General features: G+C 64.9%; 15 protein-coding genes. 5 read left to right on the top strand and 10 right to left on the bottom strand.

Annotated elements, in window-relative coordinates:
• The first annotated feature begins 10 nt into the window (after positions 1–10).
• The 3 genes from K1X11_RS18105 to K1X11_RS18095 all read left to right on the top strand — a co-directional run bounded on the left by K1X11_RS18105 (position 11) and on the right by K1X11_RS18095 (position 6870).
• The gene (locus K1X11_RS18105) at positions 11–1552 is read left to right on the top strand and encodes a glycoside hydrolase family 28 protein (RefSeq protein ID WP_221030568.1); all 1542 of its coding nucleotides are present in this window, start codon (positions 11–13) and stop codon (positions 1550–1552) included.
• Positions 1553–1571: 19 nt separating this feature from the next.
• Positions 1572–4130 carry a glycosyl hydrolase 115 family protein gene (locus tag K1X11_RS18100; protein WP_221030567.1) on the top strand — a complete coding sequence of 853 codons (2559 nt, stop codon included), beginning with the start codon at positions 1572–1574 and terminating at the stop codon, positions 4128–4130.
• A gap of 103 nt (positions 4131–4233) precedes the next feature.
• The gene (locus tag K1X11_RS18095) at positions 4234–6870 is read left to right on the top strand and encodes a family 78 glycoside hydrolase catalytic domain (protein WP_221030566.1); all 2637 of its coding nucleotides are present in this window, start codon (positions 4234–4236) and stop codon (positions 6868–6870) included.
• On the opposite strand, the gene K1X11_RS18090 is transcribed toward K1X11_RS18095, so the two are convergent.
• Positions 6842–7330, bottom strand: a complete 489-nt coding sequence (locus K1X11_RS18090) for an anthrone oxygenase family protein (RefSeq protein ID WP_221030565.1) — start codon at positions 7328–7330, stop codon at positions 6842–6844. The genes K1X11_RS18095 and K1X11_RS18090 overlap by 29 nt on opposite strands.
• Positions 7331–7356: 26 nt before the next feature.
• Entirely contained in the window at positions 7357–8205 is an 849-nt protein-coding gene (locus K1X11_RS18085; RefSeq protein ID WP_221030564.1) for an NAD(P)H-binding protein, read from the bottom strand.
• 117 nt (positions 8206–8322) lie between these two features.
• On the opposite strand from K1X11_RS18085, the gene K1X11_RS18080 reads away from it, so the two are divergent.
• Entirely contained in the window at positions 8323–9309 is a 987-nt protein-coding gene (locus K1X11_RS18080; RefSeq protein ID WP_221030563.1) for an AraC family transcriptional regulator, read from the top strand.
• Between the two features lie 44 nt (positions 9310–9353).
• Here the strand turns inward: K1X11_RS18080 and K1X11_RS18075 are convergent, their stop codons facing one another.
• From K1X11_RS18075 to K1X11_RS18060, 4 genes are all read right to left on the bottom strand, one after another.
• Positions 9354–10412 carry a LacI family DNA-binding transcriptional regulator gene (locus tag K1X11_RS18075; protein WP_324726020.1) on the bottom strand — a complete coding sequence of 353 codons (1059 nt, stop codon included), beginning with the start codon at positions 10410–10412 and terminating at the stop codon, positions 9354–9356.
• An 85-nt stretch (positions 10413–10497) separates the two neighbouring features.
• Positions 10498–13458 carry a TonB-dependent siderophore receptor gene (locus K1X11_RS18070; protein ID WP_221030561.1) on the bottom strand — a complete coding sequence of 987 codons (2961 nt, stop codon included), beginning with the start codon at positions 13456–13458 and terminating at the stop codon, positions 10498–10500.
• 270 nt (positions 13459–13728) lie between these two features.
• Entirely contained in the window at positions 13729–15186 is a 1458-nt protein-coding gene (locus K1X11_RS18065) for a right-handed parallel beta-helix repeat-containing protein (RefSeq protein ID WP_221030560.1), read from the bottom strand.
• Between the two features lie 11 nt (positions 15187–15197).
• Positions 15198–17681, bottom strand: a complete 2484-nt coding sequence (locus tag K1X11_RS18060; RefSeq protein WP_425503774.1) for a glycoside hydrolase family 3 N-terminal domain-containing protein — start codon at positions 17679–17681, stop codon at positions 15198–15200.
• Positions 17682–17890: 209 nt separating this feature from the next.
• Between K1X11_RS18060 and K1X11_RS18055 the strand changes: the two genes are divergently transcribed.
• On the top strand, positions 17891–19318 hold the full coding sequence (locus K1X11_RS18055; protein WP_221030558.1) for an MFS transporter: 1428 nt from the start codon (positions 17891–17893) through the stop codon (positions 19316–19318).
• 196 nt (positions 19319–19514) lie between these two features.
• Here the strand turns inward: K1X11_RS18055 and K1X11_RS18050 are convergent, their stop codons facing one another.
• Genes K1X11_RS18050 through K1X11_RS18035 form a run of 4 tightly spaced genes read right to left on the bottom strand, consistent with a single transcriptional unit; the run spans position 19515 to position 24951 of the window.
• The gene (locus tag K1X11_RS18050; RefSeq protein WP_221030557.1) at positions 19515–21746 is read right to left on the bottom strand and encodes an MBG domain-containing protein; all 2232 of its coding nucleotides are present in this window, start codon (positions 21744–21746) and stop codon (positions 19515–19517) included.
• Complete coding sequence (locus K1X11_RS18045; RefSeq protein WP_221030556.1) at positions 21737–23308, bottom strand: autotransporter-associated beta strand repeat-containing protein; 1572 nt, start codon at positions 23306–23308, stop codon at positions 21737–21739. The genes K1X11_RS18050 and K1X11_RS18045 overlap by 10 nt, the downstream gene beginning before the upstream one ends.
• Before the next feature lie 9 nt (positions 23309–23317).
• Entirely contained in the window at positions 23318–24397 is a 1080-nt protein-coding gene (locus K1X11_RS18040) for a hypothetical protein (protein ID WP_221030555.1), read from the bottom strand.
• An 11-nt stretch (positions 24398–24408) separates the two neighbouring features.
• Positions 24409–24951 carry a hypothetical protein gene (locus K1X11_RS18035; protein ID WP_221030554.1) on the bottom strand — a complete coding sequence of 181 codons (543 nt, stop codon included), beginning with the start codon at positions 24949–24951 and terminating at the stop codon, positions 24409–24411.

The raw sequence follows: 24951 nt of genomic DNA, 5'->3' as shown, positions 1-24951 counted from the left end.
GCCGGTCCCCATGCGCTTGCTCAAATTCGCCCTGCTCCCGCTGTGGGCGGCAACGACCGTCGTCGCCGCATCGTCGCTCGACCTCATGGTCGCGCCTCAGACGCTGCACTCCGACCGCGTTACACTGATCTGGAATAAACCCGCGTCCGCCAGCTCTGCGCCCGACCAGGAGTTCGAGGTGCTACGCGACGGCGAGGTGATCGCCACCACCAGCAAGGCCCACTTCACCGACACCACGCTCACCGCGGCCAGCCATTACCGGTTCCAGGTTCGCGCGCTTGCGACGGGCGACGAGGCGACCACGTCATCCGTCGTTAGTCTCACCACCAAACCGCGCGAACCCATCGTCGACGTCACCAAACACGGCGCCATCGGTGACGGCACCACCCTCAACACCACCGCCCTTCAAGCCGCCATCGACGCCTGCCCGCCCGGCGGCATTGTGCACGTCCCCGCCGGCACCTTTCTTAGCGGTGCGCTCTACCTGAAGAGCAACATGACCCTCGACCTCGCCCAAGGCGCCGTGCTCAAAGGCTCCGCCGACCCGCAGGATTACCTGCCCTTCAATCGCAATCGTTTCGAGGGCTGGGAGCTCGAGACTCACGCCTCCCTCATCAACGCCGGCACGCTCGACCGCGACGGCCCCGCCAACATCCGCAATGTCTCCATCCGCGGCGCAGGCACCATCGCCGGCGCCGGCCGCCCGCTCTACCACGCCATTGTCGATTCCTACGAAAACCGCCGCGATGGCCTGCGCGCCCGCGGCCGCCTCGTCCTCTTCATGAACGCCGCCAACATCGAGGTCAGCGGCATCACCCTCGAGGAATCGTCGTGCTGGACGCTCCACTACATCTACTCGGAAAACGTCAGCCTCCACGGCCTCACCATCCGCAGCGATGTGCACAACGGCGACGGCATTGATCCCGATTCCTCCGTCAACTCCTACATCTTCAACAGCACCTTCGACACCGGCGACGACTGCATCGCGATCAAGTCCGGCAAGAACCCCGAGGGCAACGTCGTCAACCGCCCCACCGAAAACGTGCGCATCTTCGACTGCACCTTCAGTCGCGGCCACGGCATCTCCATCGGCAGCGAGATGTCCGGCGGTGTGCGCAACGTGCTCGTCGAGGACTGCATCGCCGGTCCACTCCTGCACGGCCTCCAAATCAAGGGCACCAAGGACCGCGGCGGCTTCGTCGAAAACGTGACCGTCCGCAACTGCGACCTCCAGCAGATCACCGTCAACACCGTGCTCAACTACAACAACGACGGTGCCGCTGCACCCACCGTTCCGCTCTTCCGCAACTTCCGCTTCGAGAACATCGACCTGAGCTCCGCTCCCACCAACAAACCTGTCATTCACCTCAACGGCTTCGAAGCCGACGGTCACCGCACGCAAAACGTGACCTTCGACGGCATCACCCTGCCCGCCGATGCCTCCATCAAACTCGACCGCGTGGAAAACGTGACCTTCACGGATCTCCAAACCGTCGACGACTCCGCCCCCCGTTTCGAAATCACGCGCTCCGTCAACGTGACCGTCGATTAATCCGCGTCCCCTTCGCCCCATGCGCCTGCGCCCCTTCCTTGTCCTCCTTACCGGCGGTCTCCTCTGCTCCAGCACCCAAGCCGCTGTTGACCTCACCAACTCGACCGGCTTCCCGCTCGTCACCGCCGACCACGTCGCCCCGCTCATCGTGCCGGCCGACGCCGCCGAGGTCGTGCACCTCGCCGCCGCCGATTTCGCCGCCGATGTCGAACGCGTCACCGGCCAACGTCCTTCAATTTCGGATACACCACCTACCGATCCGGCCGCGCCGCGCATCGTCATCACCCTCGCGCCCGACCTCGCCGACCGTTGGGAGGCGTTCCAACTTTCCGCCTCCGCCACCGAGCTCACCGTCGCCGGCGCCGACCGTCGTGCCCTCGCCTTTGGCCTCTACGAACTCTCCCGTCGCATCGGCGTTTCGCCCTGGGCCTGGTGGGCCGACGTCCCCGTGACGCCGCGCGACTCCCTGCACCTCTCCCTCGGCACCGAGCCGGTCGATCAGCCCGCCGTGAAATACCGCGGCGTCTTCCTCAACGACGAGGGCTGGGGCCTGCGCCCGTGGGCCGCGCAAACCTTCGAACCCGAAGCCGGCAACATCGGCCCCAAAACCTACGCCCGCATCTTCGAGCTCCTCCTCCGTCTGCGCGGCAACAGCATCTGGCCAGCCATGCACCCGGGCACCACGCCCTTCCACCTCATGCCGGGCAACGCCGCCACGGCCGACCGCTACGCCATCGTCGTCGGCTCCTCCCACGCCGAACCCATGCTCCGCAACAATGTCGGCGAGTGGACGCAGGACCACCATCTCTACAACTACGTCACCAACCGCGAGGGCGTGCTCGCCTACTGGGAGGAACGCGTCGCCGCCCGCACTTCCGGCGAGAGCATCTTCACCCTCGGCATGCGCGGCATCCACGACAGCGGCATGATGGGCGCCGACACGCAGGAGGAACGCCTTGCCGTCTGGGAACGCATCTTCGCCGACCAACGCGACCTGCTCGCCCGCCACCTCGGCGACGGTGACCCCACCCGCATCGCCCAGATCTTCGTGCCCTACAAGGAGGTCCTGCCCGACTACAACGCCGGCCTGCGCGTGCCCGACGACGTCACCATCGTCTGGCCCGACGACAACTTCGGTTACGTGCGCCGCTACGCCACGCCGGCCGAGCGCGCCCGCGCCGGTGGCCTCGGCGTGTATTACCACCTGTCCTACCTCGGCGCGCCCTTCTCCTGGCTGTGGGTCGACACCATCCCCACCGCGCTCATCTGGTCCGAAATGACCCGCGCTTACGAGCAAGGCGCCCGCACGCTCTGGATTGGCAACGTCGGCGACTTCAAGGGTCAGGAGCTCTCCGCCGAATACTTCCTCGATCTCGCCTGGCACGCCGACCGCACCACGCCCGATCACGCCGCGACCTACCTGCAGCGCGTCGCCGCCCGCGACTTCGGGGCCGAGCACGCCGCGGCCATCGCCGACCTCTGGACGCGTCACCAGGTGCTCGCCGCCGCCCGCAAACCCGAGCACCTGCAATGGCAGTTCCCCACCCGCTCGTATCAGCCGACCACCTACACCGCGGCCGAGATGCACGAACGCCTCGACGCCTACGCCGCGCTCGTTGCCGACACCGAAGCCGTCGCCGCCACCCTGCCCGCCGCCGCGCAGGACGCCTTCTTCCAACGCGTGACTTACCAGGTCGGCATCGCCGCCGCCATGAACGAGCGCTACTTCCGCGCCGAACTTGCCCGCCTCGCCAAAGCCAGCGGGATCGACGACGCGGCAGACGAGCTCTGGGCGGAATCCGAGGCCGGCGACCAACGCTGGCGCGAGCTGACGCGTCACTACAACGAGGAGGTCGCAGACGGCAAATGGCGCCACATCGTGCAATTCAACGGCATGGACATGGAGGAGTGGCGCCCGCGCTTCCAACCCGATCCCGACATCCCGCCCCTCGACTCCGTCGCCCAGGAACAGGTGCACCTGCCGCCCCCGGCGCCGCATCGCACGCCACCCGTCATCCCGGCCGACGCCCGCCCCGGCGACTTCTTTGAACAAGACGGCGTCATCTCGATCCACGCCGGTCACTTTACCAGCCAACGCGATCTCAGCGCCGGCGCCGGGTGGCGCGTCGTGCCCGGGCTCGGTCGCACCGGCAATGCCGTGACGATCCTGCCGTCCACCGCCACCATCGAACCCGCCCACGCACCGTTGTTGTCGTATCGTTTCCACGTGACCACCGGCGGCCCCGCCACCGTGCACGTGCGCCTGTTGCCCACCTTCCCCATCGAAGCGGATGCCGAGGCGCTGCGCTTCGCCCTCGCGGTCAACGACGGACCCGCCCAACCCGGCGCCGTCACCGACGGTTTCAACACCCGCGCCCAAGCTTGGCGCGAACGCGTCGTGACCAACGCCACCGAGACGACCGTGAAACTCGCCGAGCCGCTCTCCCCCGGCTGGCACACCCTGCACCTCATCGGCGTCGAACCCGGCGTGGTGGTCGACAAACTCGTGATCGACCTCGGCGGCCTGCGCCCCTCCTACAACGGCCCCGCCGAAACGAGCGTCGCCCCTTCGTCCTGACGCCACTGGCCACTTTGGGGCGACGCTCGGCCTTCGCGGATTGCGATGGGCCGGCGGCGGAGGGTAGGACTTTGCGTAGTGGTGTGCCCACTACGCCCCCGAAATGAAACCCCACCTGCTCCTCCTGCTCTTCATGCTGGCCGCCCCGCTCGGCTTCGCCGCGCCCGCCCACTCCCTCACCGTCGGCGACGGCTTCGTCGATCCGATCAGCTTTCCCGACGCCCAGCCCGTCTTCTCCTGGAAATTGCCGACCGGCACCTCGCGCCAGACCGCCTACCGCCTCGAAATCACCGCCGCCGATCGTAGCTGGGATAGCGGCTGGATCGAGTCCGCTCAGTCCGTGCGTGTGCCCGGCCCGCCTGACCCTTTCGCGGCCGGCGACCGCGCCACCTGGCGGGTGAATGTCCGCGACGAACAGGGCGACGAACTCGGTTGGAGCGACCCCGCCCGCTTCGAGCTCGGGCTGCTCACCACCGCCGATTGGTCGGCCGCGTGGATTCGTCCCAGCCAAGCGCACGATCCGGACGCCGAGCCCGTCGGCGAGCTGCGTCGAACCTTCTCTCTCGATCAGTCCGTCACTCGTGCCCGCCTGCACGTCACCGCCCGCGGTGCGTTCGCGTTGCAACTCAACGGCACGCGCGTCGGCGATGACCACTTTGTGCCGGGCCTCACGCCCTACGAAAACCGCATCGACACGCTGACCTACGATGTCACCGACCAGCTCCGCCCCGGCGACAACACCCTGCATGCCGCCCTCGGCACCGGTTGGTTCGCCGGCCGCTATCCGTTCGAAGCGGAGAAGCCAGGACCCTACGGCCGACATCCCCAACTCCTCCTCCAACTCGAGCTGACCCTCGCCGGCGGCTCCACCCGCACCATCGTCTCCGACAAAAATTGGGAGGGCTCCTTCAACGGTCCCATTCGCTCCTCCAGCATCTACGATGGCGAACACTTCGACGCGCGCCAGCACGTGTCGGACTGGGCTCCCGTGGACGTCGATCCCGACCTCAGCTACGCGGTCCTGCAGCCCAAACCCTTCGCGCCGGTTCGCGCCACCGAAACCCTCGCCACCCAAGCCATCTCCGAACCCGTGCCCGGTCGCTTCATCTTCGACCTCGGTCAAAACATGGTTGGCTGGGCGCGCCTCCAGATGCCTGTGCAACGCGACCAGACGATCACGGTGAAGTTCGGCGAGATGCTCCAAGCCGACGGCACGCTCTACAACGCCAACTACCGCGCCGCCAAATCGACCGACACCTACACCGCGGCGACCGACGGCACCATCACGTGGGAGCCGCACTTCACCTTCCACGGTTTTCGCTACGTTGAACTCTCCGGTCTCGCCCCCGACGCCGCGCCCCAACCCGACTGGGTCACCGGCGTGGTGCTCCACTCCGACCTCACGCCCACCGGCACCTTCACCTCCTCGCACGCCAAACTGAATCAGCTGCAGAGCAACATTGTCTGGGGCTGGCGCGGCAACTCCCTCGACATCCCGACCGACTGCCCGCAACGCGACGAACGCGCCGGTTGGACCGGCGATGCCCAGGTCTTCTGCCCCACCGCCATGTTCCTCACCGACGGCCATGCGTTCTGGCGCAGCTGGCTCGCGTCCATGCGCCTCGAGCAGGACGCCGACGGCGTCATCCCCTCCATCATCCCCAGCGCCAACATCAAGTGGCGCGCCCGCAGCCCGGGTTGGATGGACGCCGCCGCGGTCATCCCCTGGGAGGTGTATGTGCGCACCGGTGACGCGACGATCCTGGCCGAAAATTTCGCCATGATGGAAAAACTCGTCGGCTGGTATCGCAGCCAGTCCGTCGATGGCCTCTTGCCGACGATCGAAGGTTTTGGCGATTGGCTGCAACCGCACGCCGCCGCCCAAATCACGCCCGAAGATGGCATGGGCGACCGCCGCGGCGACACCCCTCGCCCGCTCCTCGGCGTGGCCTACTACGCCCGCAGCACCCAACTGCTCGCCCAAGCCGCCCGCGTGCTCGGCCGCGACGAACTGGCCGCGACCTACGCCGCCGAAGCCGCCGCCATCCGCGCCGCCTTCACTCGCGCCTACTTCGATGCCGAGGGTCGCCTGCAAAACGTGCCCGAGTCGCAAACCGCCTACGCCCTCGCCATCGCGTTTGATCTGCTGCCCGCCAAGCTCATCCCCGCCGCCGGTGAACACCTCGCGCGCCTCGTGCGCGACGTCGCCGACACCCACCTGCGCACCGGCTTCCTCGGCACGCCGGTCCTGACCTTTGCGCTCGATCGCACCGGCCACGCCGATCTCGCCGCCGCCCTGCTGTTCCAAGAGAGCTACCCCTCGTGGTTCTACCCCATCAACCAGGGCGCCACGACCATGTGGGAACGGTGGAACAGCTACACGCACGCCGACGGTTTTGGGGACGTCTCGATGAACTCCTTCAACCACTACGCCTACGGCGCGGTCGGCCAGTGGATGTATGAGCGTATCGCCGGCCTCGCCCCCGATCCGGCGTATCCAGGATATAAACACATCCTCGTGCGACCGCTCGTCGTGCCGCAACTCGACCACGCCGAAGCCACGCTCGAAACACCCTACGGCCTCGCCGCCAGCGGATGGCGCCGCGTCGGCGACACCGTGACGCTTACCGTCACCGTGCCGCCCAACTCGACCGCCACTGTCACCCTGCCCGACGGCGCCACGCATGTCTGCGAGCCCGGCACGCGCACCTTCACGTTCCCCGCACCAGCAACGCCGTAAGAAACGAACCTGCCGCGCCCAGACAGGCGATCATGCGCACGTGGTTCCACGGCAGCCACCGCCGCCGGTAGTCGGTCCATGCCCCGGCGGCGGTGGGCCCGCCGGGTTCGAGTGACGCCAGCGCGTCGTTGAGCGGCACGTTGCAGGTGCCAGTGACGACCAGACAACCGAGCATATACAGCACGGCGCCGAGCAGCATCCACAGCGTCGCCGGACTCTGCCAATCACCCCAGCCGAGCACGGCCAGCACCACGCTCACCACGCCCGTGCCCAAAAACAGGCCGATGAACCACGGGTTGATGATGACCACGTTGATGCGTTGCATCGCCGCCATGCCGGCAGTCGGCGTCAATTGCCCCAGCGCCTGCATGGTGAAGTTGGAGAAAACAAAGAACAGTCCGGCCAGCGCCGCGCTGGCGAGGGTGGCGAAGATCAGGAGAGCGAATTGGAGCGGGCTCATGGGAATGCGTCGTTTCGGGTTCCGGTTTAGGACGTTGCGGCGACGGCACCGGCCGCGCGGCGGGCGAACTCCGCGAAGTCGCGCGCCGGTCGACCAAGCGCCCGCTCCACGCCGTCGGCCACCCAGGCATTGCGACCGTCGAGCACGGTGCCGAAGAGGTAGTCGAGCAGGTGCACGTAGTCGGCGGGCACCCCGGCGTCCTCCATGCCCGCAATGAAGTCGGCGTGCGGGATTTGTTGATACGTCAGCTCACGGCCGGTCGCCGCGCCAAACTCGGCTACCGCTTCGGCAAAGGTCAGCAGGCGCGGTCCGGTGAGTTCGTAGAGCTGACCCGTGTGACGCGAATCCAGCAGCGCCGCGGTCGCGACGTCGGCAATGTCGTCGGCGTCCACGAAGGGTTCACCGATCTCGCCCGCCGGCAGCGCCACGAGCCCCTGCGCCACACTGTCGGCGAGGAAGCTCTCGGTGAAGTTCTGGGCGAACCAGCTGCAGCGCACGATGGTCCAGGCGATGCCACTGTCGCGCACGATCTGCTCGCAGAGCTGAGCCTCGGGCTCTCCGCGACCGGAGAGCAGGACGAGCCGTTGCACGTGGGCGGCGGACGCGAGGCGCACGAGTTCACGCATGGCGGTGTCGGCTCCCGGCGCGGCGAGATCGGGCGCGTAGGCGATGTAAACCGCTTCGACGCCGGCGAGCACATCGGCCCAGTTGCTCGAGTCATTCCAGTCAAACGGCACGGCGGCGGCGCGGGAGCCCTCGCGGACCAAACGGCCGGCGGCGTGGAGGCGTTCGGCGACGCGACGGCCGGTTTTGCCGGAACTGCCGAGAACGAGGATGGGAGCGGAGGAGGTGGAGGAGTGGGATTGGTTTTGCATAACGCCACCAGCATAGGGGCGACGGCCGCTGCCCGATATTCCACTTGGTCCACGAAACCTGCTCTTTCGTCCAAACCGGGTGGACTTGCCCGGCATCGTGCCCACGGTTGCCAACTCATGGACCGCGACGCTGCGCTGAAAACGATCCGCCAAACGGTGGACCCGCTGGGCGAGGCCCTGCACAGCCTGCACATGAGCGGCACCTTTTATTGCCGGTCGGAACTCACCGCCCCGTGGGGCGTGGATTTGCCGGCCATGCCGCACTGCCTCATGTTTCACGTCGTGTCGCAGGGTGAAGCGTGGGTCACCGTGCCCGATGCCGACCCCTGCCATCTCAGCGCGGGCGACATCGCACTGTTGCCGCACGGCGAAGGACACCAACTCACGCACGCCATCGGAGCGCCCAGCGTCGACCTCTTCGATCTGCCGCGCGAGGAGCTGGGCGACCGCTACGAACGCATCATCACCGGCGGCGGCGGCGCGGTCACGAACCTCATCTGCGGCGCGGTGACGTTTTCCCATCCGGTGGCACAGCAGGTCATCGGCATGTTGCCCAAACTCATGAACCTGCGCGCCAGTGTGCCGGGCAACGCCTGGATCCACGACTCGTTGCGCTTCATCACGGCCGAAGCCGAAAACCTGCGGCCCGGCGGCGACACGATCATCACGCGTTTTTCCGACATCCTCGTCATCCAAGCCATCCGCGCCTGGATCGATCATGATCCAAGTGCGCAGCAAGGCTGGCTCGGTGCGTTGCGCGACCCGCAGATCGGCCGCGCCATCGCGATGGTGCATCGCGACCCCGTGCGCGACTGGAACCTGCAATCGCTGGCCGACACCGCCGCCATGTCGCGCTCGGCGTTTGCGGCGGCCTTTCAGGAAAAGGTGGGCGAAACGCCCATGCACTACGTGCGCCGCTGGCGCATGGGGTTGGCGGAGTCGTGGCTGCGCGAAGGCCAGGCCACGGTGGCGGAGATCGCCGACCGCCTCGGCTACCAAAGCGAAGCCGCCTTCAGCCGCGCTTTCAAATCCATGCGCGGCGTAAGCCCTGGCTCCCTGCGCAAAGGCGCGAACGCGACCGCGACAGCGCCGACCGGAAAATAAGTTGGAGACCACGGACCTCGGTCCGCCCTTTCTCAGCCTCAGGCTCAGTTGAGGCGCGGCAACGAATGTCCGTCCAGCCAGCGGCCCTCGATTTTCTTCACGTGCGGATCCTCCGGCAGACCCCGTTCGTTGCGATTCAGTCGGCCGGCAATGAGGTCCACGGTCGCTTCGCCCACCGATTCGAAACGTTGGTCGATCCCGGCAAAACGGTCTCCGCCCAGATCGTCCGGCAACCAATCCAGCAACACAAAGGCTACGTCACCGGGAATCTTAACGCCGCATTCGAGCAACAATTGCAGGAAGTAACGTTCGCCCAGGATCACTTCCGGGAGGTGCTCGCGCAGCCAACGGCGCAGCCGCGCCTTCTGCCCCTGCATGCGGTCGAACTCGAATAAACGCATCTGGCCGAGTTCGTCGTGTTCCAGCTGATCGAGCAGGAACGCCGCTTTCCAACGACCCTCCATGCGCTCGTTGATGCGTTGCAGGATACCAAAACCGATCCGCCGATAACCGCGCTCGCGGATCTCGTGCAAAGCCAGACGCGCGGATTGAAAATGCGCCACAACCGCCCGATCCAGACGCTTCGGTTCGTGCAGCGAAAAGCCGATGCCCGCGACGGCAAATTTGTCCCAATCAAGCGCGTATTCGAACTGCTCCGGCGGGTCGCGCACATCGATGCTGGGGACGAGCACGGCCTGGATGCCGCGTTGATAAAGGACCTGCGACACCCGCCGATAGGAACCCTCGTAGGCGCTCGGCATGAAGTCCTCGACCTTAAACCCCAGCGCGGCGGCGCGGCGCTCGACGCCGATGCGATAGAGGCGATTGGCGATGTGATTGGTGCCCCATTTGGTGGTCTGAAACACAGGCGGCACCACCGCGATGATCGTGCGATCCGACCGCACCTTGCGCCGGCGCACATCGGCCATGAGCGCGGTGATCATGGGATTACCAGTGTAACGGTGTTCGCGGGCGAGGGACTGGATGCGTTCGCGGGTTTCCGGCGCCACCTCGGCGGCGTTGTTCAAAGCCCGCGACACGGTCATGCGCGATACGCCGGCCAGTTTAGCCAAGTCTCGAATCGTCATGCGTCGCTCCGCCATGGACCGCACTGTCCGGCGACCGGGCACGGTTTGCAACGTTGCTGCGCAAACCCGTCCCGGACGTCGGTCATAGGCATGGGTTCAATCAGAAGTGATAGGTGGCGCTGAAGGTCCAGCTGGTCGGGCGGATGTTGGCCCAACGCAGACGCTGCTCGCCGGAATACTGGTCGACGAAGCCACTGAATTCCTTGAAGTCGGTGTTTTCGAAATCATGGAGGTCGTCGATCTTCAGCCGCAAATCGAGCCGTCGATTGAAGAGCTTTGTGCGGTAGTGAAACGACAGGTCCACCGGATGGGTCGAGCCGCCATACCAATTGACGCCGTCGTTGGTCGACATGAGGTAGTTGTCGGCGTAGCGGCCGGAAAGGATGATCCGCAGGCCCGGCAGGATGAAGCCGTCGCTCATCTGGTAGTCCAGAATCCAACTCGCCATATAGGGCCGCGAGCGGGATCCCGTCACGAGCTCACCGGTGGAGTTACTCGCCACCACATTCCGGGCATCCTCGAGATAGTCACGCAGGTCCGCTTCCATTTCCGGCAGCGTGCCGGGCGCGTAGTTGGGGTCGGAGGGCCAGTATTGATCGATGATCGCCTGTCTCTCGGCCAGGCGCGCCTCGGCCAAAACGACCTGCTCCGCGTAGTCGCGCACGTCGCGATCACTGGTGACATCGATATGGGAGAGTGCCAGCCGGGCCTGCAGGCCGTGGATGCGTTTTAATTGCAGCGTGAGCTCGAGTCCCTTCGACGTTTCGGAGGCGGTGATCTGCCGGTGCTCGTTGTTGAGTCCGCGCGGAATTTCCACGAAGCCAGCACTGCCCGGGGTGGCCGGCGTGTAAATCAGCGAGCCGTTTTGGATATCGATCGCGACATCGTTGAAGAGCAACTCCAGCTCCTCGGCACTGTTGCTGGTGGAGAACGTGTAGGCGACATTGTCGCGATCGACTTCAAACGCGGCCATGCTGAAACCCAGCCGGTTTTCGAACAGCTCGCCCTTCAGGCCGATCTCGCGGGTGACACCGTCCTGCGGTCCGAGATTGCGCCCGAGGAAATCCTCGGTCCCCTGCCAACGGAAGGAGGAGGAATAGTTGCCGTAGACATTGAGGTTGCGGTTGAGCTGATACACCAAGCCCGCGTTGCCGGTGGTCGCCGATTGGTCGAGCTCGGGCACGTAGGCGTAATATTCGGGCGCCTGATCGGGACTGCCGACGTAGACATCCTGACCCCACCACGCGAGTTCACCGTATTCATCGACCAACTCCTGAGCCGTGCCCTCGGGCAACTGGTAGCGCTTCAACTTGAACTGATCGTAACGCACGCCGACCAACGACCGCAGCTTGCCGCCGAAGTAGCTGCCGGACGCGGAGAACGAACCGGACTTGGAATAGCGTTTGTCGGTAAACGGCTTGTTGGAGGTCGTGTAGTGCACCCACATCGGTTCGAAGATGCCCGGCACCACCGGCAACGCTTCCGGGGTAAGGCTGGTCCATTGGTCGGCGTTGCTCAATGCGGCGACCGGATCGGAGGCATCGAAGTAACCACGCACCCGGATGCGGTCGCGTCCCTCAAGGTCATGCAGCACGTCGTATTCGCCGGTGGCGGAATCGTAGGCTTTGGCCTTGTTCACGAGACGCTCCCGGAACGAAAACGCTTCGTCGTCCAGATAAGTGACGTTGGCGACGAGGTATTGCTTGAAGTTGCGACCGAACTCCAACGGGTAGGTCGCTGTGAGGCGCACGGTGTCGACGTTGTTGCCGTAGGTTTTGCGATCGAGATCGCTGTCGAGATACAGCCGCCCGGTGTTGTCCGCGCTCACCGCGTAACCGAAGCGGTTGTCATTGCGCAGCTGATACTGCTCCTGCCGATTGACCGCGAATTCGACGTTGAGATCGCCGAGCCGCGACTCCAGCCACAGCGTGTAATTGTTGATATCGCGGGCGATGAAATCGCGCACGCCGGTCGTGTTCACGCCGCGCGGAATCGTGGGCAGCGTGATGAAGGGATCGCCATCGTAAGTCAGGATCTCCGGGGTCATACCCACGGCCCACGACAAGTCGTCGCCGGTCGCACCGCGTCGGCGGTCGTCGGCCGAGAGCGTGTAGGGCGTGCCAAAGCCGCCCATCCCATCGGACGAGTAAACGAGTCGATCCCGCGAATCCACATACTCGCCGTCGGAGGTGAAGTAATTGCTCGTTGTGGACGAGAAACCCCGTCCATCCGCGGCGCGCTGGTTGGCCTCCACGCGGCTGTTGGCCCGGGTGCGCTCGTAACTCAGATCCTCCGCTTCGAAGCGCAAGGTGAGGTTGTCGAAGATGTTCACCGTGCCGGCGAGATCGACGCCTTCGAGGTAGTCCTCGGCGAAATCGATGTAACTGCGATTGTTGCGCTGCACTGCGTTCAGGCGCAGGGCGATCCGGTCATTCAACTGGCGGTTGATGTCCAGCATCATGCGGTAGCTGTCGTAGCTCCCGTATTGCCCCGTGACGGAGCCGAAATTGCGGAAACGGGCCTGCTTGGTGTAGACCGTCGCGATGCCGCCCGGCGACGCGTCGCCATACATGAGGGAATTGGAGCCCTTGTTAAAATCGATGCGGCCCACGTTGTAGCTGTCGGTGCGCGGATACCACAGGAAGAAGTTGCGCGAGGCGGCGGCGTTTTCGCGGCCGCCCTGACTCAGGCCCCGAAAGGCCGTGCCACCGTCATCGTTGTCGCGCTCGTCGTCGGGCACGGTATCCAAACCGGCGATAAACGCTCCGGCATCTTCCAACGTTTGGATGCCCATGTCCTCCATGAAATCGGAGGTGATGGCATCGACGCTGATCGGCACATTCCGCAACGATTCCCGGGTGCGTGAGCCCACCAAGGTGCTGCCCGCGACCCAGCCATCGTCCTCGGCGGCATCGATCGTGAACGGCGACAGAATCACGACCTCGTCCTCCGGTTCGGAGTCGGGCCCGACGGTGGTGGTTTGGCCGAAGCCCCGCGCGGGGCCCAGGAGAGCAAGCGCGGCGACAGGCAGCGCGCGGCAGACTTTTTTGAAGGTATTCATTTTGAATTCTTTCCGCAGACGCACGGGGACGGAAACCGCCGCGGGCGTTGCTGAGTCCGCAGAATCGAGGCGTCGCGCGGCATCGCGGAGTCGGTCGGATGGCTCGGCCTCGCCGTGCAGCTCATCAATCATTGCGGGTGGGGTTGGGGAACTTGGTGGGGTGGGGTCAGGCGGCGAACCGCCGCTGGGAAAAGAGGCTGGAATGCGCGCGGTAGGAGTCAAAAGAGGCCGCCCGTGACACGTCCTATTCCATCACTTCTTTGTCGCGTATCACTCATCCGGATACTGCGCCAGGAAGTGATTGCCTTCGAGCCGGTTGTTGGAGCTTTCGCCGAAGTGGACGGTGGTGTCGCGCTCGGCGTTGAAGATCAGATTATCGCGATAGGTCGTGTCGTCGGCCCAGGTCTGCCAGCGTTTGTGGAAGATCACGCGGGTGTCGGGATGGGCCGGATCGACCACGATGGTGTTGTCGCGCACAAGCGTCGCGCTGGCGGAACCGGAAACCCGGATCACAAACCGCCCTTCCCCCCCGCCACGCGGTCGCTGACCGTCATGATAGAACAGGTTGCGGTAGACCTCGGTGCCGACGTTGAACCGGCCCGGTCCGCCGGTCACCAGCATCCCGTAGTCGTTGTGGTGGGAGTAGTTCTCGCGGATGACGGTGAAGCGCGAGCGGAAGTCACTGTCGACGCCGCCGGCATCCTCGTCGCCTTGATTCGCTTTGGTGTAACGAAACTCGTTGAACTGCCAAACGGCGCCATCGGTGTTGAAATTGAAGGCCGCGTTGCCGGACCCCTTGATCGCACAACGGTCGAAGAGGTTGTGCTCCATCACGGGGTTCTCCGCCACCCGCACGATGAGGGCGTTCGCGCCGGTGCGACGAAAGGTGTTGCCACGAAAAACCCAGCCGCGATTGGGCGTCCAATCCTCCACCGACTCGGCGTCGCGACGCCAGAAGGCGGACATGTTGGAGATGCCGGTGCGGTCCACATCGCGAATCAGATTGTTCTCAAAACGAACGTCATCGATCCGCAGCGGTGTGCCACTGCCATCGTCAAAAACCTCCACGAAGATCCCGCCGTTATGCTTCGACGACAGGTCGCCGTTGATGCCGTGAATTTCGAGATCCGCAAAGGTGAACCCGCGACGCGCTCCGCCCGGCGCGGCTCCTTTGGCCTGCACCAGCACCCCCACTTTGCGGATGCGTTTGTGCTCGATGCGCGGTGGATTCACGACCTGTGCAAAGGCCTCGATGCCGTGCTGCTCCCATTCCGCCAAAGTCATGCCGTCCTCTTCGGCGGAATTGTAGTTGGTGATTTCGAGACCGCGCAGCTCCCAGTGATCGAGGTTGTAGAGCCGGACGGCGCAACTGATCACCACATCGCTGGCGAGGTTGTGGTTGGTCGCGCCGTCTCCCTCGAGTCGCGGCCGAGCCCCGTCGCCGAAGGAGGTCACCACCACCGGATCCGTCGCGGTGCCAGAGCCCTGCAGGAGCAGGGCACCGCGCCAAGTCTGGCCGGACCGCAACAGCAATCGATCGCCCGGTCCGTAAGTGTGGGCGCTGGCTCGGGCTAGGCTTTGCCAAGCGGCCTCGGCCGCGGTGCCCGCCGCCGTGTCATCTCCGTGCTCGGCATCCAGAAAATAGTCTTCGGCCCCGGCGGGATTCCACCAACTCAGGCTCAAAACCAACCAGGCCAGTTTTCGAAACAACGCGGTTCTCTTCATCATCGGGTGGGGCTTCATCCATTGTCCTCCAAGTTCGCAGTCGCGACGGTGAATTCCGCTTCGGAGCGAATATCCTCCGACGAGGCGCCGACCATCAGGCGAAACACGCCCGGCTCCACCATGCGTTGCAGGTTGTCGTCCAACAAACTGAGGTCTCGCCAGCTGAGCGTGAACGTCACCCGGCGAGTTTCCCCCGGCGCCAAGGTGATGCGGGCAAAGCCGCGCAACATTTGGTCGTAGGTCGTGACGGTGCTCACTTCGTCGCGCAGATAGAGCTGCACGACCTCGTCACCTGCGCGCTCACCGCTGTTGGTTACTTCCAGCGACACACTCAGCTCCAGGTCGTCGCTCAGGTCGAGGGTCGAGGCCGAGAGTTCCAGCGGCCCATAATCAAATGTGGTGTAGCTCAGCCCGTGGCCAAACGGATAGAGTGCGCCGGTCACCCGGGAAAAGCCGGTGCCATTCGGTCCGGATTTCGGCTGCCCCGCATTGGCCGCCGGTTTGGACGGAAAAGCGATGGGCACCTGTCCCACGGTCTTGGGAAACGTGACCGGAAGACGCCCGCCGGGGTTGAGTGTTCCCGTCAAAAGTTCCGCGATGGCGTCGCCGCCAAACTCGCCCGGAAACCACGCCTCAACAATCGCCGGCACATGGCGGTCCGCCCAATTGATCGACAAGGGACGACCACTCACCAGCACCAGCACCACCGGAGTGCCGGTGGCTTCGATCGCCTGCAGCAATTGCAGCTGGCGGCCGGGCAGCTCGAGGCTGGTGCGGGAAACACTTTCGCCCACGGTGCGCTCACTGTCGCCCAGCACCACCACGGCCAGGTCCGATTGACGCGCCTCCTCCACCGCCTCGGATATCATCGACTCTTCCGTCGACGTCAGCGGTGTGGGCAGGATCTCCGATTCCGGCCACGTGGCATCCACGATCTCGCTGCCCCGGGCATGCACAACCTCCACCGCCGAACCGAGGTGCGCCTTGATCCCTTCGTAAACGGTCACGACGTCGACGTTGGACGGACCGTAGCGACTGATGGAGCCTTCACCATCGTCGGCATTCGGTCCTACCACCAACACCCGGCGCAGGGCCGATGGGTCAATGGGCAGCAGGCCGTCATTCTTGAGCAACACCAACGACTCCCGCGACGCCTGCCGCGCGATCGCGAGGTGTTCCGGCGAACGCACCACCGTGTTGGCGTTGGCGGGGTCGCGATAAGGCTGATCAAACAGGCCGAGCACAAACTTCACCCGCAGCACCTCCGCCACGCGTTGATCGATCAAGCTGGGCGCGATTTCGCCGAGCGCGATGGCCTCACGCAGCGGCTCCACAAACTTCTCCGGCGCGGTGAAATTGGTGCGGATGTTCAAGCCGGCCTCCAGGCACTGTCGGATCGCCTCCCGGTAGTGGGCGGCGGTGCGGTGTTTGGAAAATGGATACTCGACCGCGTCGCTGTCGGAAACGACGTAACCCCGAAACCCAAACTCATCGCGCAGAATATCGGTGAGGAAATGGGCGCTGGTCGCGACAGGGGCGCCGTTCCAGTCGTTGTAAGACGCCATCACGCCGAGGGCTCCCGCCTCCTGCACCGCCACCCGAAAGGGTTCGAGGTGCAGGTCGACCATCTCGCGTGGCGTGACCTGCGGATCGGTGCGGGCATTGCCATCGCGGCCGCCCCGCGGGATGCCGTAGACGGCGAAGTGCTTGAGCGTCGAAGCCACACCCTGCTCCTGCAAACCCAGCACCATTTGGCGGCCGTAACTGGAAACCAGAAACGGATCCTCGCCGTAACACTCCACGATGCGTCCCCACCGCGGATCGCGCGGCAGGTCCAGAATAGGCGCGTAGATATTGGTGTAACCCAAAGCATACGCCTCAGCGCCCACCATACCACCGATGGCGCGCACGAGTTCGGTGTTCCACGTGCTGCCGATACCGATTGCCGCCGGCAACAAGGTGGCCGAATCACTGCACAAGCCGCGCAATCCCTCATTGGTGAAGTCGGCCGGAATGCCGAGCCGCGTTTCCTCGATGAAGAAGCGCTGGGTTTCGTTCAGCCCCGCCGCATTGGCGTCATAGGGAAATGAATACTCGCGGGTCGCGCCCTTGGCGATGCAGCGGATGCTGTTGTTGAGATGCTCATCGATGTTGCCGATGCCATCCTTCCAGACCCGCTGTTTCCACTGCTCAGTCGGTTGGGGATCCGACAATACGCGGCAGTAACCGTAGAGCGTGACCAGCTGACAGGTCTTCTCCTCCATCGTCATGCGGGCGAGCAGATCGTTGACCCGTTCGTCGATCGAGCGGCGCGAATCTTCGTAGGGATCACGCACACCGTTCTTGTTCAGGTCGATCCAATCGGCGTGATAAATCGATCGCGAGGTCGTGTCAGGCTCCGCCCCGCGGAGCGCGACAAAGCCGCTGGCCAGAAGCAGGCTCGCGACGGCGACGGCACCACGAGGGAAACGTGACGGGGATAACAGGCACAAAGTCATAGCGTAAAAAGAGCCGGATATCACGGGAAGCGTCGTCCGGCGGCAGGGGTGGTCGACCCGGGGTGAAAGGGTCGCAAGGGGAGGATCAAAACCTACCGACAGGCCGCTTGGCGCCACAACTCCGGGCAGGTGTGACACGTCACGGCCCAAAAGCCTCGACCCGCCCCGGCCGGTTGCCACTCCATAACGCCCCCTCCCCTCGCCTCCCCATGTCTTCGCGCCCCGATCCCGCCGTTTCCCCGGCCGCTGCCCACGCGGTATCGGTCCGCCAAAAACTGGCCTACGGCGTCGGCGCGGTCGCTACGATGCTCGGCAAGCAGGCGCCCAAGCAGTTCGCCTTTCAGGTCTACAACATCGAACTCGGGCTGGCGCCGCACCTGGTCGGCGCGGTGCTGTTTCTCGCCCGGCTGTGGGATGCGATCACCGACCCTTGGATGGGAAATTTTTCCGACCATTTTCGCTCCCGCTGGGGACGGCGCCGGCCCTTCCTCCTCGCGGGAGCGCTGCTGTCGGGCGTGGGGTTTGCGCTGTTGTGGTGGTTCCCCCTGGGCTGGAGCGAGCTCGCTTACTTCGCCTATTTCACCGTGCTCGCCATGGTGTTCTACACGGCCCTGACGCTCTACGCCGTGCCGTGGTATGCGCTCGGCTACGAGTTGTCGCGGGACTACCACCAACGCACCAGTGTGATGGCCTACGCCGCGTTTTTCGGCACGCTGGCGCAGATCGGGGTGGCGTGGCTCTACTGGTTGATGAAACAACCGATGTTCGATTCGGCGATGGAAGGCGCCAAGTGGGTCGGAATCGGCGCAGCGGGAGTCCTAACTCTCTCCGGACTCGTGACCTTCGTATTCGTGCGGGAACCCGCCCTGCCCTCGCCGCCTCCGCCATCCGCGGGGGCACCCGCGACACGGTCCACCTGGCACAATACCCGCCAGGCCTTTCGGAACCGGCCGTTTTTGATTCTGACCGCGATCGTGACCACGATCCTGATGTGCAACTCGCTCGTCGCGGGCCTGATGCCGTATCTCAACATCTACTACGTCTGTGGCGGCGACAAAACCACTGCGGCCACCTTCATCGGTTACAACGGCACCGTCACGCAACTCGTCGGCTTGATCGCAGTCCCCGCAATGAATCGTTACTCGGCCCGCCACGGCAAGATCCGCACCCTGCGCCTCGCGTTCCTCTTCGCCGGTATGGGCAGCTTGAGCACCTGGTTCCTCTTCGTGCCGGCGCAACCTTACCTGCAATTGCTCTGTGCGTGCCTGAGCGGATTCGGCCTCACCGCGATCTTCATGCTTTGCCACGCCATGATTGGCGACGTGTGCGACTTGGAAGAACTCCGCCACGGCACTCGGCGCGAGGGATTGTTTGGCGCAGTTTATGGTTGGGCCTTCAAACTCGGCCTGGCCCTCGCATTCTTAACCGCCGGTTATCTGCTACTGTGGACCGGATTCGACGCCACCGTCGGAGCGGATCAAGCCCCGGAGACCCTCACCTCCATGCGGGTGCTGTTCGCCGTCATTCCCGTCGTGGGTTACGCGGTCAGCTATTGGCTGACGTCCCGCTTCGACCTGACTCAGGAGCGGTTGCAGGAGATCCGTGCGGAATTGGAGCGACGCGAGAATCTCGGCTGAGGCAAAGGTCCCAAACAGTTTCACCCCGACCGCCGGAAAATAAGTTGGCCGGTCACCTACCCCTAAGTGACCGGCCATTTGCTTTCTTGGTTACCCCAATAAGTGCCCGCTAAGCGGGAACACTTGCATGGACCCTAAACGGCACGAGGGGTTCCGGCTGAAGTGAATTTTTATGCAACAAAGTTTGGCGCCCCCCTCACTCGCCCGGCGCAAAACCGTCCACGGTGCCCGTGGCGACGTGATACCGCCCGGTGCGCGTCGTGCCCTCACGCTGGTTGTAGAGTTCGATCACCCGCAGGAGCTCACTCAGATCGACCAATCCATCGTCGTTGTAATCTGCTGAATGAAATTGGGTTAGGCCCACGGGCCCGTCGGCCGCGAGCGAAGGGTCGGACGCAAACCCGTCGTCGGTGCCACTCTGTTCCTGATAGCGGCCCGTGCGCGTGGTGCCAAAACGGGTGTTGTAGAGCTCGATGACGCGCAGCAGCTCGGACAAATCGATGGCAAAGTCGCCATTGGTGTCCGCGCTGTGCGTGGTGTCGGCCGCAGCCAGGGTCAGCGGATCGGGCGCGACCAGCGCGTCGATGACCGTGCCCTCAATGGTGACCGACGCCATGGCGGTGAATTCGTAATCGCCCGTCGCCGCAGCTGGCACGTCGACGGTGTAGCTGAACGTGAAGGGGTTGGCCGGCACGGTGGACCATTGCCACTCGAAGAGGTCCGTATCGCCGGCAGTCGGGGTGGTGGTCGCGGTGGTGTCGCCACTGCTGGCGGCGAACGCCCAGTCAGCTCCGCCCACGGCGGCCGGCGGCAACACGCTCCAGGTGAGCGCGCTGAGGTTGGCGGTGTAGGTCACCGTATTGGTCACAGTCACCGTCGCGCCCGGGGTATAGCCCGCCCCTTCGATCGATTGCGCGACGCTCACATCGTGCACGGTGAGGCTGGCCGTGCGCGTCGGGGCCGAGCCAGCCGCGCTGTAAACACGCACCGTGTAGTCGCCGGCATCGTCGAGCGTGACCGCGTTGAGGGTGAGCGTCGCGCTAGTGGCCTCGGGGAGGACGGCGCCGTCCTTACTCCATTCGTAGAACAAGGTGCCGGGTCCGGCGGCCGATACGGTGAAGCTGGAGGCTTGGCCCAGAATCGTGACTTGGTTCGACGGTGCGCTGAGCACCGACGGCGGGGTGATGCCCACCGCGAGCAAACGCGTGGTCGTGACCGGCAGTTCGTTGGCTGTATCCGTCGGCGTAAACTGCGCCGTGAGCGTGTGTTCGCCCGTCGCCAGCGTGGTGCCGAGCGCCGGGTCGTAAACGAAGGCGCCATCCGTATCGGCCGTGGCGTCCAGGTTCTCGGCGGTGAGCGTGTCGCCGTCGTTCAGCGGCCCGCCCGCATCCCACGTGATGACCGGCCGGCGTTTGGCCACGACCAGCGTGCCGGTCGCTGAGCCGACGTAGGAATCGTCGTCGACCGTGGCGACGACGGTGTAACTGCCCGCCGCGGTCGGCGGAGTCTCGGCCCCATCGTAAGTGAAGGTAACGGTGAGTCCCGCCGGGTCGGTGGTGGCGGAGGCAACCCGCGGCTCACCGGAGTAGGTGGTGGCCAGGTCGAGCAAGGTCACCACCGCCAGGGGGCGCACGGTGAGCGCAAAGGCCGGACTGGTCGCACTGCCTTCGCCGTTGCTGACCACGCAGGTGTAGTTGCCGGCATCGGCGGGAGTGATGTCGGTCAGGGCGAGCGACGCGGTGGTCGCGGAGGCATTGCCGGTGACGGCCGCGCCGTCATGGAACCATTGATACGTGAGCGGATCCGTGCCGGTGGCGGTCACCGCAAAGGTGGTGGACTCACCTTCGACCACGGTCACGTCAGCGCCCGCAGAGGTGATTTCGGGTGCGGCCAGGATCTCGGCTTCGAAGAGGATCTCATCGATGGTGAGGCGAAAGGGGACGATGCCGGGGGAACCGCCGCCAAAATTCCAACCGGTGATCTGGGTGAAGTCGAAACCGGCCGCCCAACCGCTGATGGCCAGGTGCACGGTGGTGAGCTCGCCCACGGCAAACTCCGAGGCGGCGATCGAAAACACCGTCGTGTTGAGAAAGGGATCCTCAAACTGGATCGCGACCGAGGGCGCTTGGTTGCCGCTGTCGCGCTGCGCCGTGATGGTGAGCACGTTCATGCCAGTCGCATCGAGGTTTACGGCCGGGGCAAACCAGCCGTTTTCATCCAAGGCGTCTCCGCCAACCGTGATGCTGCCCGCATTCTGCGTCACGTTGCCTTCCCACGAGCTGCCGGGCACGACCGAACCCGTGCTACTGCCGGCGTCGAAGCTCTCCACCAGGAGCGTTTGCGCGGAGGCGGCGGTGAGGCCACCGCACAGTAACACCACGCTCAACCAGCGGCGCACTCGCATTGCCATGAGGGGGGTCAGCAGCATGAGGACGACCTTGTGTCATCGCAACGCGGCGCGGTCGAGTCCGCGTCGCGCTCCGTCGCCGCCAATTGCTGCAACCGGCGACGTCGATAGACCGTGGCTCCCAACACGGCCACGCCGGCCAGCAGCGCCACCGTGCCGGGTTCCGGCACGGCCGAGGGCGTCACAAAACCGAGTCCATCGATCTGGCCGATCGCTCCGCCGTAATCGACAAAGCGAAACAGCGGCAGGTTAGCGAGGTTCAGACCATCGGACCCCGTGCCGAAGCGCAGGGTGTTGGAAGACGGGTTAAAGTTGCTGATACTCAGCGTGCCGTTCCACAGGCTGCCACTGATACTGGACAAGGTGAACGAGCCCGAGCCGCCGCCAAAATCCAGGATCGAATCGGCCGTGACCGCCAAGGTGCTGAGGGTGAGGCTGTGCTGATTGAGGTCGAAGGTGCCGCCGGCGAGCACCAGCGAGCTGGACGCACTGAGCGCCTGATCGACGTCGAGCTGCAGGGTGCCGGCATTCACGGTGGTGGGACCGGTGAAGGTGCTTTGGCTACTGAGCACGAAGGTGCCGGAGCCGGATTTGTTCAGCGCCGCCAATTGGTGGGCGGCGCCGAAGGTGCCCCAGTTCGGCGAGTTGATCGTCAGCTCCCAATCGTTGCCCTGGATCGGCTGGAAGAACTGCACAATGCCATCCCCCAACACTTGCAGGAGCGTGTCGGCGCCGAGGTGCACTTCGTCACCGTAGGATTGGTCGCCGGTGGTGGTCACTTCGCCGCCATTGATTTCGGTGCGGCCACCGGCATCGGTGGTGAGACTCGCGAGCGGAGTGGTGCCGCCCGCCGCACCGTCCAACGTGGTGACGCCGTTGGTGTTGAGCGTAAGCGCATAAGCTCCGTCCAAGGAGTCATCAAAGGTGATGGCGGTGCCGGTGCCATTCGCGCCGTCGGTGTTGCCAAGGGTGGTGTCACCGGTGAGAGACTGCGCCGCCGCGTAAGTCTGATCACCCGCCGTAATGATTTTGCCGCCGCTTAGGGCCAAGAGGTCGCTGGACAACGCGAGGTGGGCAAAGGTCATGCGGAAATCGGTCAGACCCGTCGCCCCGCCACCAAGGCTCCAGTCAGTGATCTGGCTCGCGTCGAAGCCGGCGCCCCACGAGTCGATGGGCACCTGGACCCACGTCAGCTCCCCAGCGGCGAAGGCATCGCTGCCCACCGAAAACACGCCGGCGTCCTGGGTGAGGTAGAGGTCGTTGAACTGCACGACGACTGCCGGACTTTCGTTACCGGTGTCGCGCTGCGCGAGGATGCGCAGGTAGTTCATGGCGGACGCATCGAGGTTGAGGCTCGCCGACACCCAGCCGTTCTCATCTTTCGCCGTGCCACCGACCTGGATGCTCGTGGCCTGCTGCGTGATGTTACCGGTCCAAGAGGTGCCGGTGGCCGGCGCTCCGCTCACCGTGTCTTGGTCGAAGGAATCGAGCTCAACCGTCTGCGCCAGGATTGGCAGCCGGATAAGACCGAGCCCCAGCACCAGCGCCGCCCATGCTCGGAAATACTGAGCGTGTCCCGCCATACCCCTCGATCAGTTGCCGATCGACGGAAACTGGATGGTTTTGTCGGCCGCCGTTTCACCCGCGTCGCGGCGCTGCACAAAGATGGGCGTGCCAGCCTTGATCACAAAGCCATCCCGATTGGTGTCGGTCTCGTCGCTGCGCTGCCAGTGGCCGCTTTCGCTGTTGAAGTAGAAGCTGAACCATGAGGCGCCGGCCCAGACCACGAGCAGATCGGCCTCGGTCGGATCGGCCGCAGATTTCCACGCGTGCGTGCGGGACTCCGTCTGCAAGGCCAGCTCCCCCAAGGTCGTATCCATCGCCTGCATGGTGGCGAGGAAGGTGAGTGCATTTTCGGTGCGGGAGTGCACGGCGCGCGGCGGCGAAATGAGCACACGTCCAATCGTCGGAATATTCAGATCGGAGCCGCCGCGTCGCGTGATCATGACACCGCGGTCGGGCCGCAGCAGAAAGTGATCGCGACTCGGACTCGCCGCGGAATCGAGGTCGCGGGCCCAACGATCCCGGGCGGTATTGAAGTAGAAGTTGATCCACGAGGCGCCACCCCAGACTTGCACGAGGTCGGCCTCCAGCGCGGTCTCGCCGCCCTGCAGCATCAGGTTGCCCTCCCCTGCCGTGCCAAAAAGTGTCGCGAGGGTGTCGGCCGGGATGATCTCGTAACCCGCGCCGTTTTCGCCGGTCTCGATGGCGAGGGTGAGCAGGTCCACGCCATCATCGGCGACGTAAATCCGGGTGGCGGTGTTGGCCGGGTTGATGATGCGGAAGAGTCGGCCGGATTGCGCACCCGAGGTGAGGCGCAGGAAATACGGATACTCCGGCGAGGAGAAGACGCCCGGCACCCAATCGGCGGCGGCGTTCTCGAGCCAGTTTTCGCCCACGTCGGTGATCAGGCCGACCGAGTCGCCGAGGCTGGAGGCCGGCGCGTCGAGCGGAACGGAAAACGAACGCGTCTGCCCGGCCGGAATCGTTTGCACGATGTATCCAACCGGTCGTGACACGCCCCCCTGCGCCAACAGGCCACTGGACGCGATCAGCAAACAGCTCAGGCCGAGCAGCACGGCGGACGGGGAAGGAAAGCGATGAAAGGTCATGGCAAAAAGGTTCAGTTCTGCGCCAAGGTGAAACCGCCACCTTCGTCGGTGGCGTAGAGCCGCCCACTCCGCGCGTCGCGAAACACGTGGAGGTGGCTGCCGGGTTTGATGAAGTGATCCATGCCCGCGAGCGTGTCGGCGGACGGCAGCCATTCCGGCGCATCCGTCAGGGTGGGCATCGCGGTGGTCGGCCGAGCGGCGATGAGCTCGAAGGGATTGTCCTCGAAGAACCAAGTGGCGAAGGCGTCCCCCGGTTCCACGGCGATGAACCACTGCCACTCCTCCACGCTGCCGCCTTCGCCGCGCAGCCGGTGGCGACGCTCGGCGTGGAGGATGCGATCATCGTCCGCGGGCTGGCGCCAGAAGGCGCGGCGGAAGACCTCGGCCTGGTTGAGCTGCAGTTTCAGCAGGGCCTCGTCCGAATCGACCCACGCGGTGGAGGTGACGTCGGACGCCGAAGCCGTCGTGGCGTTGTCGTCCCGCAGATGCCAGACGACGGCACCGATAGTAAGACAGACCATCGCGGCGGCGGAGAGCAGGTGGCGCGTCGTCAT

It is taken from the genome of Actomonas aquatica, assembly GCF_019679435.2.
Taxonomy (GTDB): Bacteria; Verrucomicrobiota; Verrucomicrobiia; order Opitutales; family Opitutaceae; genus Actomonas; species Actomonas aquatica.
Note: the sequence above shows the minus strand (reverse complement) of the source record. Positions and strands in the feature narration are given on the sequence as shown.